Here is a 12,932-nt window from a genome sequence, read left to right on the forward strand (position 1 = left end):
CCTCCACATCCTCCGTGCCCAACCCTTGGGCCACTTTTGGCCTCAATGAGGCGTCTGTGGGAAGGATGACGCCTATTGCTTTACCCTGTCCCAAGTTTAGGCCGCCGGGCGGCGGATCACCCGGCCGCCGGCGGGGCGTGCTTGGCCGCCACGACCGCGTCGAAGACCTCGCGCTTGCGCACCCCCGCCTCGGCCGCGACGGCCGCGATGGCCTCCTTGCGCGCCTCGCCCGCCTCCTCCCGCGCCCGCACCCGGCGGACGAGTTCGGCGGGGTCGAGGCCGCCCGGCTCCGCCGGCGCCGCGCCCTCGACGACGACGGTGATCTCGCCGCGCACCCCCTCGGCCGCCCAGCGGGCGAGTTCGGCCAGCGGCCCGCGCCGCACCTCCTCGTACGTCTTGGTCAGCTCGCGGCACACCGCCGCCCGCCGGTCGGGGCCGAAGACCTCGGCCATCGCCGCGAGCGTGTCCGCGATGCGGTGGGGGGCCTCGAAGTACACCAGCGTGCGGCGGTCGGCGGCGACCTCGCGCAGGCGGGCCAGGCGCTCCCCCGGCTTCCTGGGCGCGAACCCCTCGAAGCAGAAGCGGTCCACGGGCAGCCCGGAGACGGCCAGCGCGGTGAGCACGGCGGACGGCCCCGGCACCGCGGTGACCCTGATCCCGCGCTCGACGGCCGCCGCGACCAGCCGGTAGCCGGGGTCGGACACCGACGGCATCCCGGCGTCCGTGACGAGCACCACCCGGGCCCCGCCGGCCAGCGCCTCCACCAGCTCGGGCGTGCGCCCCGCCTCGTTGCCCTCGAAGTACGACACCACGCGCCCGCGCACCTCGGCGCCGAGCGCCTGCGTCAGCCGCCGCAGCCGGCGGGTGTCCTCGGCGGCGACGACGTCGGCCCCGCTCAGCTCGGCCACCAGCCGCGGCGGGGCGTCGGCCGGGTCCCCGATGGGCGTACCGGCCAGGACCAGTACGCCGCCGCCCCCGGAACCCGGCACGGCGCTCCCGTACGGGCCGCCGGGCCCGGCACCGGGCTCGTCGCCGTAACCGTCGGGGGTGTCGCTCACGGAGTCGCTCACCCGGCAACCGTAGCCGGTGACCGCGGGGGCGCGGCCCGCAGCGCCCCGCACCGCCCCGCAGCGCCCCGCACCGCCCTTCAGCGCCCACGCACGCCCCGACGGCCCGCACCGGCCACGCACCGCTCCGAGAGCCCCCGCGAGCCCCCGCGCGGACCCGTGCGGGGGCGCCGGTCACGGGCATGCGCCGGACAATCTCACCCGGCCCCCGCCGACCTCATCGCTTTCTCAGGCCGTTTCCCTACGATGGCCCGGTGACGAGTGAGACCGCGACGGAGTCGACGCCGGCCCGTACCGACGAGACCGCGCACCCCGAGGTGGCGCACGAGGGCAGCCCGTGGGCGCGGCGGCTTCGCAGGTTCGGGTACAGCGAGCGACCGCACCAGGACACCCGCGAGCGCCTGGTCCCGCCGTTCCCCGAGCCGGGAACCCGGGTCTGGGAGGCGCTGGGCCTGGGGCCCGCCCTGTCCCGCCGCCTGGCGAGGTGGACCGGCTGGCTGGGGCCGCTGCTCGTCTCCGTCCTCGCCGGGGGCCTGCGCTTCTGGCACCTGGGCAGCCCGCGCGCGGTCGTCTTCGACGAGACGTACTACGCCAAGGACGCCTGGGCCCTGCTCAAGCTGGGATACGAGGGCACGTGGCCGGACGGCAAGGTCTCCAACCCGCAGATCCTGGCCCACCCGCAGGTCATCCCGCTGTCGGACGCCCCCGGGTACGTGGTGCACCCCCCGATGGGCAAGTGGGTGATCGCCCTCGGTGAGTGGATGTTCGGCCTGAACCCCCTCGGCTGGCGCTTCATGATGGCGCTGCTGGGCACCTTGTCGGTGCTCATGCTGTGCCGGATAGGGCGGCGGCTGTTCCGTTCGACCGCCCTGGGCTGCCTGGCCGGACTGCTGATGGCGGTGGACGGCCTGCACTTCGTGATGAGCCGGATCGCCCTGCTCGACCTGGTGATCATGTTCTTCGCGCTGGCCGCGTTCGGCTGCCTGCTGATCGACCGCGACTGGGCCAGGGCCCGGCTGGCGGCGGCCCTGCCGGTCGACGAGACGGGCTTCGCCGGCCCCGACCAGCGCGTCGCCGCCCGGACGGGGCTCGGCTGGCGCCCGTGGCGGATCGCGGCCGGCTTCTTCCTCGGCCTGGCCGCGGCGAGCAAGTGGAACGGCCTGTACTTCCTCGTCTTCTTCGCCGCCCTGACCCTCGCCTGGGACATCGGCGCCCGCCGCCTGGCCGGCGCCCGCCACGCGCACCTGACCGCCCTGCGCAAGGACGCCGGCTGGTCGCTGCTGTCGCTGTTCCCGACCGCCGTGGTCACCTACCTGGCCACCTGGACCGGCTGGTTCCTGTCCGACAACGGCTACGGGCGGCACTGGGCGGACGGCCGCGGCGGCACCTGGTCCTGGATCCCGGCGCCGCTGCGCAGCCTGTGGCACTACGAGTACCAGGTCTACCAGTTCAACGTGTCCCTCCACACCCCGCACCCGTACCAGTCCAACCCGTGGAGCTGGATGGTGCTGGGGCGCCCGGTCTCGTACTACTTCGAGTCCCCCAAGAACGGCCAGGACGGCTGCCACGCCGCCACCGGCTGCTCGCGCGAGATCCTCGCGCTGGGCACCCCGCTGCTGTGGTGGTCCGCGTGCTTCGCCCTGCTGTACCTGCTCTACCGCTGGATCATGCGCCGCGACTGGCGGGCCGGCGCGATCGTGGCGGCGGCCGGCGCGGGCTGGCTGCCCTGGTTCCACTACCAGGACCGCACGATCTTCTACTTCTACGCGGTCTCCTTCGTGCCCTACCTGTGCCTGGCCGTCGCCATGATGGTCGGCGCCTTCCTCGGCCCGCCCGGCTCGTCGGAGCCGCGCCGCATGTGGGGCGCGGTCGGCGCGGGGACTCTGGTGCTGCTGATCATCTGGAACTTCATCTACTTCTTCCCGATCTACACGGGCATGACCATTCCGTACCACTCCTGGCAGGCCAGGATGTGGTTCGACTCCTGGATCTGAGGGTCCGGCGGGGCGGGGCGGGGTCGGGCCTGCGGGCGCGGGCGTCGGCGCGGGCGGGCGCGGGCGCTGGCGCGGGCGGGCCGTGCGGTGTCCGCGGGCGGTGCCCTAGGGTCGGGCGCGTGCGCATGCTGATTCTGGGCGGGACGGGACTCATCGGCCGGGCCGTGACCTCACAGGCGCTCGCCGGCGGGGCAGAGGTGACGCTGTTCGGGCGGGGCAGGACGGGCGCCGAACTGTTCCCCGACGTGGCGCGGCTGACCGGCGATCGGGAGAGCGGGGACTACGGGGCTCTGCGCGGGGGCCGCTGGGACGTGGTCGTCGACGTGAGCGGGTTCGTGCCGCGGCACGTCGGGGAGGCCATGGAGGCGCTGGGCGACCGGGTCGGGCGGTACGTGTTCGTCTCCAGCCACGCCGTGTACGCGCGGGAGGGGGCGTCCCCCGGCGCGGACGAGGACGCGCCGCGCAAGCCCCCGGTCCGGTCGGTCCGGCACAAGGCGGACCTGGACGACTCGACGTACGGGCCGTCGAAGGTGGCGTGCGAGGACGACGTGGTGGCACGGTACGGGACGCGGGCGACGATCGTGCGGCCGGGCAAGGTGGCCGGTCCCGGCGACTGGTCGGACACCTTCACGTACTGGGTACGGCGGGCCGCGCGCGGCGGACGGGTCGCGGTGCCGGGCGACCCCGCGCAGCCCGTGCAGGTGGTGGACTCCCGGGACTTGGGCCGCCTGGTGGTGCGGCTGGCCGCCGACGAGCGTCACGGCGCCTTCCAGGCGGTGGGCCCGGCCGAGCCGGTGACCCTCGGCGGGCTGATCCGGACCTGCGCGCGGGCGGCCGGCACCGAGGTCGAGATCGTGCGCGTGCGCCCGCCGCGCGTACCAGCGATGTTCCCGCTGATCCGCGCGGACCGGATCTCCCAGCAGCGCAGCGCCGACCGGGCCCGCGCGGCCGGCCTCACGGCGACCCCGCTGGAGGTGACCGCGGCCGACGTCCTCGCCTGGGACCGCGAACGCGGCGAACCCCCGCTGTCCAAGGGCTGGACCGAGGCGGAGGAACGGGCGGTGCTCGCCGCGTACGCCGAATCCGCCGGCTGACGCGCGGTCGGCGCCCGGGCGGCGCCCGCGACTTGACCGCTTCCTGACCTCACCCTGGCGCGTGACGGCCGCACCGGCCCGGACGTCGCCCGGGCCCGAACGGCTGCGTGCGCGACGCACTTAGTACGCAGCCGTGCCCGGAATGAGACCTTCAGCACCAGAAGCCTCACGTAAGGTGCGATGGGAGCGCGTTCTTTTGAACACGTTCAAAGGGGAGGGGTCCTATCGCATGCCCGTGTCGCGGGGTGTCAAAGCAGGCATCGTCGGAACGGTTTTCGCCGGGATGCTCGGCGTCGCAGGGTTCGGCGCCTACAACGTCTACACCGCTCTGGACGGCGGCGGAGGCGGCGGCGGGAGCGGGAACGGGAACAGCGGGACGTCGTCGGCCGACGCGGCGGCGACACAGGCGCCGCTCACGACGAAGCAGGCCGCCGACACCGCGGACGACTTCCTGGGCGCGTGGACCCGCGGCGACATCGCGGCCGCGGCGAAACTCACCGACGCCGCCGACCAGGCGACCGGAAGCCTCACCGATTTCCGTACGAACGCCCACGTCACCGCCCTGCGGGCGACGGCGAGCACCCGGTCGGCGGCCCAAGTGGCGAGCAACACCGTGCCGTTCACGGTGGACGCGACCGTCACGTACCAGGGGCTGACCGACCGCTGGACCTACGGATCGTGGCTGCAGGTGTCGCGGGGGCCCGACGGCAAGCCCGCGGTGCACTGGGTGTCCGCCGTCCTGCACCCCGGCCTCCAGGACGGCGAGACGATCGTCACGGGGCGGGCCAAGACGCCCGACCTGGAGATCCGCGACCGTGGCGGGGTCGTGATGACGGCCGACAAGTACCCGTCGCTCGCCGGCATCTTCGGCGACTTCAAGGCCCGGTACGGCACGAAGGTGAACGGCGGCACGCCCGGCATCGAGACCTACGTCGAGGACGCGGCGACGGGGACGGAGAAGCAGACGCTCAACGTGCTGCGCAAGGGCAAGGGCGCGCGGCTGGACACCACGCTGGACGCGCACCTGCAGGCGGCGGCGGAGAAGGCGGTGGCCGGCACGAACCAGGCGGGCGTCACCGCGCTGGACGCCGACACCGGGGGCGTCCTGGCCGTGGCCTTCAGCCCGGCCGGCGGATTCGACACCCCGCTGCTGGCCCAGGTGGCACCCGGCTCGACGTTCAAGGTCGTCACCGCGGCCGCCCTGCTGGAGCGGAACATGACTCCGTCGTCCCCCGCGCCGTGCAAGAACGGCGACAACTACCACTACGGGCGCGCTTACCGGAACGACGGCGGAATGAACAACCTGAGCGCCGACCTGGACTGGGACTTCAAGAAGTCCTGCAACACCGGCTTCATCAAGCAGGCGGGGAAACTCGGCGGCAGCGGGCTGGTCGACACCGCCGCGCAGTTCGGCCTCACGCAGAGCTGGAACGTCGGTACCGCGGTGACCGATCCGTCCGTACCCGGCGGGACGGACGACGAGCTGACCTCGGAGATGATCGGCCAGGGGCAGCTCAAGATGAGCCCGCTGATCATGGCGTCGGTGGCCGCGACCGCGCGCACCGGCGACTTCCACCAGCCGCGCTTCGTCAGCCCGGCCCTGATCGGCAAGCCGCTGGCGAAGGCGGCGGGCATCCCGTCCGCCACGTCCCGGCAGTTGCGCACGATGATGCGCGACACCGTCGTCAGCGGAACGGCCGCCGGCCCGATGAGCGGCTTCGGCCCCGACTCCGGCGCGAAGACGGGCTCGGCGGAGATCGACGGCGCCGCCAACCCGAACGGCTGGTTCCTGGCCTACTCGGGGCACGTCACCGCCGCGGCCCTCGTCGTCGGTGGCGGCCACGGCAACACCTCCGCCGGCCCGATCGTGGCGGCGGTCCTGCGAGCCGCGCACTGACCCACCCCGAAGGCAACCGTACGGGCGGTCATCCCCACGGGACCGCCGGTCGTACGGGACAGGCGGTCGTACGGGACAGGCGGTCGCGGCCGAAGGACGCGGCGGCGCGCGGGAGGCGGGTGCGCGGGTTCCGGGGGTGCGCGGCGCGCGGCTGCCGCCAGGCCGGGGCCCGGCCAATCGGCCGCACCGTGAGAGGTGAGCGGCGGGGACGGGGGCGACGGGCGCGGCCGGGCCCGCGGTCTCACTCGCCCCGCAGCGCGTCCATGAACGCCGGGTTGCTGACCAGGACGCCGCCGTCGACCGGCAACGTCACCCCGGTGATCCAGGCCGCGTCACGCGAGGCGAGGAAGGTGATCGCAGCGGCGATGTCCTCGGGCTCCCCGACCCGGCCGAGCGGATACGCGCCCGCCGCCGCGTCGAGCACCGCGTCGCGGCCGGCCCAGGCGGGTGTGCGCACGGTACCCGGCGCGACCAGGTTGCAGCGCACTCCGTCGGGCGCGGCCTGTACGGCCAGGCCGCGGGTGAGGGACACCAGGGCCGCCTTGGCCGCGCTGTACGCGTGGTTGCCGAAGTACGAGAGGCCGTTCACCGAACCGACGTTGACGATCGCGCCACGCCGGCCGGGAGCGGCCGCGAGGTGCGGCAGCGCGGCCCGCGCGCAGCGCATGGCGCCCACCAGGCTCACGTCCAGGTCCTGGTGCCAGTCCTCGTCGGACTCGTCGGCGAAGTCGGCCGGGTGCACGCTGCACGAATAGGCGTTGTTGACCAGGACGTCCAGCGTCCCGAAGGCGGCGACGGCCCGTTCGACCGCCGCGTCCACGGAGGCGCGGTCCGCCACATCGCACTCGGCTGCCTCCGCGCGCCCGCCCGCCTCCCGAATGGCCGCAGCGGTGGCCTGCGCGGCCTTCCCGTCCCGGTCCGCGATCAGTACGGCCGCCCCCTCGGCGGCGAACCGCCGCGCCGTCGCCTCCCCGATCCCGCGCGCGGCACCCGTCACCACCACCCCGTACCCGGCGAACCGCCCACCCGCCCCTCCACCTCCCCCGAGCCCCGCGGCTCCACCCACTCCAGCACCCCCACCGGAGCCCGCCCTCGCTCCTCCACCCGGCCCCGCAACTCCACCCACCCCGTCCCCCGCGGCTCCACCCACTCCAGCATCCCCACGGGAGCCCGCCCTCGCCCCTCCACCCGGCCCCGCAACTCCACACACCTCGGCAGCCACACCTCCACCGAGCCCCGCGGGTGCATCGCTCTCCGCAGGCCTGGCCCGGCCCGCTCGTGCGCTCAGCCCTGCCGGCTCATCCGTCCCACCCGCACCCGCGGTTTCCTCACGTTCCGTCATCGGCTCAGCGTAGGCACTCCCGAACAGCCCTGACCAGGGCCTGGGCCCGCGGGTCCGCCGTGACGTTCTTCTGCATGCCGTTGGTGACGTAGCCGAAGCCCGTGCCGCTTTCCGGGTCGGCGAAGGCGAGGCTCCCGCCCCGCCCGGGGTGGCCGAAGGAACCCGGGCCCAGCAGCGGGGAGGCCGCGCCGTGCAGCATGTAGCCCAGGCCGAAGCGGGTGTTGACCACCAGGACGCGGTCGGGGCCGTCGGACTCGACCGTACGGGCCGCGGTGAGTGTCGCGGGCACGAACAGCCGCCTCCCACCGCCGTCCACGTCACCCACCAGCGCGGCGTAGAAGCGGGCCAGCCCGCGGGCGGTGGCCGTCCCGCCGGACGCCGCAAGCTCACCGGCCCGGTACGCCGGGTCGTTCTCGTCCGGCGGCGGGGATATCGCCGCGAAAGCACGGCGGGTGAGCGAGTCGGGGTCGGCGTAGGCGTCGTGCACCGACTGCTTGGTCCGCGCCCGCAGGCTCCCCGAGACCCGCACGTCCGGCACCGCGACGTCCCCGATCCGCCCCACCCGGTGCGTCTGCGACCGCGGCAGCCCCAGCCACAGTTCCAGGCCCAGCGGGCGGGCGATCTCCTCGGCGACGAACCGCCCTATGGTCCGCCCGCTCACCCGCAGCACGAGCTCGGCCAGCAGCCAACTGAAGGTCTGGGCGTGGTAGCCGTGGGCGGCTCCAGGCGGAAAGAGCGGCGCTTGGGCGGCCACCGCGCGCGGCCCGGACACCCCGTCGAGCGCCTGGGCCGGTGTCAGCGGCGTGTCCAGGGCGGGGACGCCGGCCCGGTGCGCCAGCACGTCCCGTACCGTGACGCGCTCCTTTCCGCGCGCCTTGAACTCCGCCCAGTAGGCTCCGACCGGCGCGTCCAGGTCGAGCTGGCCGCGCTGGTGGAGCAGCAGCAGGCAGGCGGCGGCCACGCCCTTCGTCGCCGAGCGGACGGTCTGCGCGGTGTCCTGCCGCCACGGGGGCCCGCCGTCGAAATCGCTGGTGCCCGCCCACAGGTCCACCACCTTGCGGCCCTGGTGGTAGAGCGCGAACGCGGCACCCCGGTCGCCGCGCCGCTCGAAGTTGCGCGCGAAGGCGTCGCGGACCGGCTCCCAGCCGTCCTCCGCCGTCCCGTGGACGTCCCCGTGGTCCATGAGTGGTGCCTCCCGCGCCGTGCCCGCTGACCGTACGGCCCGTGCGGACCGATGAGTCCATGGTGCACGACCGGCACGACAGCGCGTCGGGCGTTATCCACAGGCCCGGCTCGGCCCTCCTCCGCCCTGCTCCCCCCGCTCGGTTCCGCTCCGTCGGTCCCGGCCCGGGCCCGGTCCCACCGCTGCAAGCGCCCGTCGGACCGGCGCCTCCCGCCCGCCGTCTCCCGGAAACGCGGCGGGCCCGTAACGGAACCGCTGACCTGGCGGGGCCAGGGGCGGTCCGTCACGAGCCCGGTGGGGGGATCCGCTGTCAGGACGTGCTGGGTGTTACGACAGCGGCGGGTATGCGTTCTGCAGGAGCTGGTGGAACTCGGCGGAGAACCAGTGGCCCGCCAGCGGGGCGTCCGGCAGAGCGCCCGTGGGGTTGTTGCCGTTGCGCGCGTTGCCGCCGTAGGTCGGGTCGCACATCTGGTCGAAGCCCTTGCCCTCGTCGTTCGAGATGGCCTGGCTCGCGCCGTCCGACTCGCCCGGGGGCTTGATCCACACGTAGGCGTCGAGACCAGCTGCCGGGCTCGCGGTCGGCCTGGCGCCGATGCCCGCACCGGTCTGGTTGCACCAGTTGCCGGCGTGGATGCGGCGGTCGATCCGGCCACCGTTGACGTAGGTGTCGACACTGGTCGTGGCGCCGGGGCCGGTGGGACGCGCGGAGCCGCCCCAGCCGTTGCGGCCGGTGTCGATCAGCATGCCGATGGACGACGGGAAGCCGTCCGAGATCAGCTGGTTGCGCAGGCCCTGCGCGTACGACTGCTCGTCGACGTACTGGTTCCAGTCGATCCACTTGGACTGGCGCACCGTGGTGCCGTTGACCGAGTCGGTGATCTTGACGTACGGCTCGACCGTGGCGCTGTAGTTGGCCGTGTTGGTGATGAAGCCCGCCACGTCGGACAGGCTGGCGCCGTTGGTCGTGGCGACCTTGTAGAACTCCTGGGCGGCGGGGCCGAGGTTGGTGTCCCAGCCGAGCCAGGCGTGGTGACCGGCGTCGAGGTAGTTGTAGGTGTTGGACAGCGCGCCCAGCTTGGACAGGGCGTAGCTGACACCCTTCTCGTAGTTGCCGTTCTGCTTCATCGTCGCGCACGCCGCCGTCGCGCCGGACTGGCCGTCCGCGTTGGTGACGAGGTTCGGCAGCGAGTCGGGCTCGATGATGTTGACGATGCGCAGCGACGAGTACTTCGAGTTGCCCTCGAGCGCGGTGATCGGGTCGATGTACTGCGACTCGTACTTGTCGATGTCCGTCGGGCCGAGCTCACCGTTGGAGGCGAGGGCGGAGCAGTCCCGGCCGGGGAGGTCGTAGATGACGAACTCGACGGTCAGCGGCTGGCCACCCGCCTGCTGCAGCGCGGCGTCCAGGTGCGCCTGCAGGCCCATTCCGCCGTTCACGCCCTGGATCGCGGCGATCCGGTCCAGCCAGACGGCGGTGGACTGGTTGGCGATGGCCTGGCCGCCGTCGGCGGCCGCTTCCTTGGACCACTCGGGGTTGACGTAACCCTTGGCGCCCACGTACGGGTTGTCGACCTTCTGGCCGGGGCCGGTCGTCCCGCCGGTCGTCCCGCCGGTGGTGGTGCCGCCGGTCGTCGTGCCACCCGTGGTGGTGCCGCCGGTGGTGGTGCCTCCGGTCGTGGTACCGCCCGTGGTGGTGCCACCCGTGGTGGTGCCTCCGGTCGTCGTGCCACCGGTCGTGGTACCGCCCGTGGTGGTGCCGCCGGTCGTCGTGCCACCCGTGGTGGTGCCGCCGGTCGTGCCGCCGGTGCCGCCGCAGGCCACGCCGTTCACGGTGAAGGCCGTGGGCACGGCGTTCGTGCCGCTGTAGGAGCCGTTGAAGCCGAAGGTCGTCGAACCGCCGGTCCCCAGCGATCCGTTGTACGACATGTTGGCCGCGGTCACCGACTGCCCGGACTGGGTGATGGTGGCGTTCCAGCCCTGGGTGACCTTCTGGTTGCCCGCGAAGGTCCAGCCGACATTCCAGCTCGAGATCGGGTTACCGGTGTTGGTGACCGTCACCGTCACGCCGAAGCCGGTGTCCCACTGGTTGTCCAGGTGGTATGTCACCGAGCAGCCGGCGGTGGCCGCCGAGGCCGAGGTGGTGCTCATCGCAGCGGTCACCGCGCCGGACGCGACGACCAATGCGCCTGCGGCCAGAACGGCTGTTCTGCGTCGGACCGTGGGTATTGCCATGTGCGAACGACCTCCATATGGGGGGAAGGACCTCGCTCCGGTTCGAGAGGTCAAGGGAGGTGGTGCGGTGGTTCAGTATTCGGTTACACGCTCTTAACGTGGGAGCGCTCCCATAGTGCGGAGCCAGTCGCACCCTGTCAATGCTTGAAACAGCACGGGCTTTGATGAGGCTCCGTCAGCCGGCTTCCCCTGTCCGCCGTACAGGTCGCGGACTCGCCCGCCGGGGCGCTCGCACCGTGCCCCCTTGAAGCCGCGGACGGCGGCGACCGACTCCATGGCCGCGTCGACGGCCCCCGGCCTCCGGACGACGGCCTGGACCGCGGTTCGGCCGCCGCCCTGAGCACCGGCCGCGCCCGGGGCGCTGACCTGCGGCGCGGGGGCGCGTAACGTGGCCGTCCGATGCGGCTACCGACGAGTTGACCGGAGAGTAGGTATGGACGCGGACGTCGTGGTGGTGGGAGCGGGGCTGGCCGGACTGGTGGCGACCGCCGAACTGGCCGAGGCGGGGCGGAAGGTGATCCTGGTCGACCAGGAACCGGAGGCGTCGCTGGGCGGACAGGCGTTCTGGTCCTTCGGCGGCCTGTTCCTGGTGGACTCCCCGGAACAGCGGCGGATGCGGATCAAGGACAGCGCCGAGCTGGCGCTCCAGGACTGGAGGGGCACGGCGGGCTTCGACCGCCCCGAGGACCACTGGCCCAGGCGCTGGGCGGAGGCCTACGTGGACTTCGCCGCGGGCGAGAAGCGCTCCTGGCTGCGGGCGCACGGGGTGCGCTTGTTCCCGGTGGTCGGCTGGGCCGAACGCGGCGGGTTCCTGGCCACCGGCCCGGGCAACTCCGTGCCGCGCTTCCACATCACCTGGGGCACGGGACCGGGTGTGGTCGCGCCGTTCGAACGCAGGGTGCGCGAGGCCGCCGCGCGCGGCCTCGTCGAGATGCGCTTCCGGCACCGCGTCACCGCGCTGACCACCACCAACGGGCGCGTCGACGGCGTGTCCGGCGAGATCCTGGCGCCCAGCGGCGTGTCCCGCGGGCAGGCCAGCTCCCGCGACAAGACCGGCGAATTCACCCTCGGCGCCCAGGCGGTGGTCGTCACCTCCGGCGGCATAGGCGGCAACCACGACCTGGTACGTGCGGCCTGGCCGGACAGGCTCGGCACTCCCCCGAAGAAGCTGTTGTCCGGGGTGCCGGCGCACGTGGACGGCCTGATGCTGGGGGTGGCCGGCAAGGCGGGCGCCAGCCTGGTCAACGGCGACCGCATGTGGCACTACACCGAGGGCATCGAAAACTGGGACCCCATCTGGGCCAGGCACGGCATCCGCATCCTGCCCGGCCCCTCCTCGCTGTGGCTGGACGCGACGGGCAGGCGCCTTCCGGTCCCGTACTTCCCCGGCTTCGACACGCTCGGCACGCTGGAGCACATCATGTCCACCGGGCACGAGTACACCTGGTTCGTCCTCACCCAGCGGATCATCGAGAAGGAGTTCGCGCTGTCGGGCTCCGAGCAGAACCCGGACCTCACCGGAAAGAGTGTGCGGGAGGTCCTCAAACGTGTCCTGCCGGGCGCGCCGGGGCCCGTGGAGGCGTTCAAGCGCAGCGGCGCGGACTTCGTCGTCGAACGCGAACTGGGGGCGCTGGTCCGCGGCATGAACGCCCTGACCGGCGAGGGGCTGATCGAGGAGGACGCGCTGCGCGGCGAGATCGAGGCGCGCGACCGCGAGACAGCCAACCCGTACACCAAGGACCTGCAGATCACGGCGATACGGGGAGCGCGCAACTACCTCGGCGACAAGCTGATCAGGACCGCCCCGCCGCACCGCCTGCTGGATCCGAAGGCCGGACCGCTGATCGCGGTCCGGCTGAACATCCTCACCCGCAAGTCGCTGGGTGGTCTGGAGACGGATCTGGAGGGGCGTGTGCTGCGCCCGGTCCCGCCGGGCGCAGCCGAGCGCGGAGAACCGCTGCCGGGCCTCTACGCGGCGGGTGAGGCGGCCGGCTTCGGCGGCGGCGGGATGCACGGCTACCGGTCGCTGGAGGGCACCTTCCTGGGCGGCTGCCTGTTCTCCGGGCGTACGGCGGGGCGGGCGGCGGCCCGGGCCACGGGTTGAGGCGCCCGCGTCACTGGTT

At 73.4% G+C, this 12,932-nt stretch carries 9 protein-coding genes; 4 read left to right on the forward strand and 5 right to left on the reverse strand.

What is annotated here, in order from left to right:
- Positions 1–116 precede the first annotated feature (116 nt).
- Positions 117–989, reverse strand: a complete 873-nt coding sequence (gene rsmI, locus K7G61_RS04705) for a 16S rRNA (cytidine(1402)-2'-O)-methyltransferase (protein ID WP_225845562.1) — start codon at positions 987–989, stop codon at positions 117–119.
- A gap of 332 nt (positions 990–1,321) precedes the next feature.
- Between rsmI and K7G61_RS04710 the strand changes: the two genes are divergently transcribed.
- From K7G61_RS04710 to K7G61_RS04720, 3 genes are all read left to right on the forward strand, one after another.
- Positions 1,322–3,061 (forward strand): dolichyl-phosphate-mannose--protein mannosyltransferase, encoded by a 1,740-nt coding sequence (locus tag K7G61_RS04710; RefSeq protein ID WP_374204054.1) that lies wholly within the window; start codon positions 1,322–1,324, stop codon positions 3,059–3,061.
- 125 nt (positions 3,062–3,186) lie between these two features.
- On the forward strand, positions 3,187–4,155 hold the full coding sequence (locus K7G61_RS04715; RefSeq protein WP_225845565.1) for an NAD-dependent epimerase/dehydratase family protein: 969 nt from the start codon (positions 3,187–3,189) through the stop codon (positions 4,153–4,155).
- 283 nt (positions 4,156–4,438) lie between these two features.
- Positions 4,439–6,052, forward strand: a complete 1,614-nt coding sequence (locus K7G61_RS04720) for a penicillin-binding transpeptidase domain-containing protein (protein ID WP_225845310.1) — start codon at positions 4,439–4,441, stop codon at positions 6,050–6,052.
- A 241-nt stretch (positions 6,053–6,293) separates the two neighbouring features.
- Here K7G61_RS04720 and K7G61_RS04725 read toward each other — a convergent pair whose 3' ends face one another.
- The 4 genes from K7G61_RS04725 to K7G61_RS04740 form a co-directional block, all read right to left on the reverse strand.
- On the reverse strand, positions 6,294–7,055 hold the full coding sequence (locus K7G61_RS04725) for an SDR family NAD(P)-dependent oxidoreductase (RefSeq protein ID WP_225845311.1): 762 nt from the start codon (positions 7,053–7,055) through the stop codon (positions 6,294–6,296).
- The gene (locus K7G61_RS04730) at positions 7,046–7,216 is read right to left on the reverse strand and encodes a hypothetical protein (RefSeq protein ID WP_225845589.1); all 171 of its coding nucleotides are present in this window, start codon (positions 7,214–7,216) and stop codon (positions 7,046–7,048) included. Before K7G61_RS04730 ends, K7G61_RS04725 begins: the two co-directional genes overlap by 10 nt.
- A 182-nt stretch (positions 7,217–7,398) precedes the next feature.
- The gene (locus tag K7G61_RS04735; RefSeq protein ID WP_225845312.1) at positions 7,399–8,577 is read right to left on the reverse strand and encodes a serine hydrolase domain-containing protein; all 1,179 of its coding nucleotides are present in this window, start codon (positions 8,575–8,577) and stop codon (positions 7,399–7,401) included.
- Positions 8,578–8,904: 327 nt separating this feature from the next.
- Complete coding sequence (locus K7G61_RS04740) at positions 8,905–10,725, reverse strand: glycoside hydrolase family 6 protein (RefSeq protein WP_225845313.1); 1,821 nt, start codon at positions 10,723–10,725, stop codon at positions 8,905–8,907.
- 517 nt (positions 10,726–11,242) lie between these two features.
- On the opposite strand from K7G61_RS04740, the gene K7G61_RS04745 reads away from it, so the two are divergent.
- Positions 11,243–12,913 carry an FAD-binding dehydrogenase gene (locus K7G61_RS04745; RefSeq protein WP_225845314.1) on the forward strand — a complete coding sequence of 557 codons (1,671 nt, stop codon included), beginning with the start codon at positions 11,243–11,245 and terminating at the stop codon, positions 12,911–12,913.
- Positions 12,914–12,932: the final 19 nt, after the last annotated feature.

It is taken from the genome of Streptomyces sp. HPF1205, assembly GCF_020400825.1.
Lineage (GTDB): Bacteria > Actinomycetota > Actinomycetes > Streptomycetales > Streptomycetaceae > Actinacidiphila.

Bases quoted from the DNA above. Each gene is read 5' to 3' on its own strand.
- K7G61_RS04745 (WP_225845314.1), top strand. From the start codon at position 11,243: ATGGACGCGGACGTCGTGGTGGTGGGAGCGGGGCTGGCCGGACTGGTG.
- K7G61_RS04715 (WP_225845565.1), top strand. From the start codon at position 3,187: ATGCTGATTCTGGGCGGGACGGGACTCATCGGCCGGGCCGTGACCTCA.
- K7G61_RS04720 (WP_225845310.1), top strand. From the start codon at position 4,439: ATGCTCGGCGTCGCAGGGTTCGGCGCCTACAACGTCTACACCGCTCTG.
- K7G61_RS04740 (WP_225845313.1), bottom strand. From the start codon at position 10,725: ATGAGCACCACCTCGGCCTCGGCGGCCACCGCCGGCTGCTCGGTGACA.
- K7G61_RS04735 (WP_225845312.1), bottom strand. From the start codon at position 8,577: ATGGACCACGGGGACGTCCACGGGACGGCGGAGGACGGCTGGGAGCCG.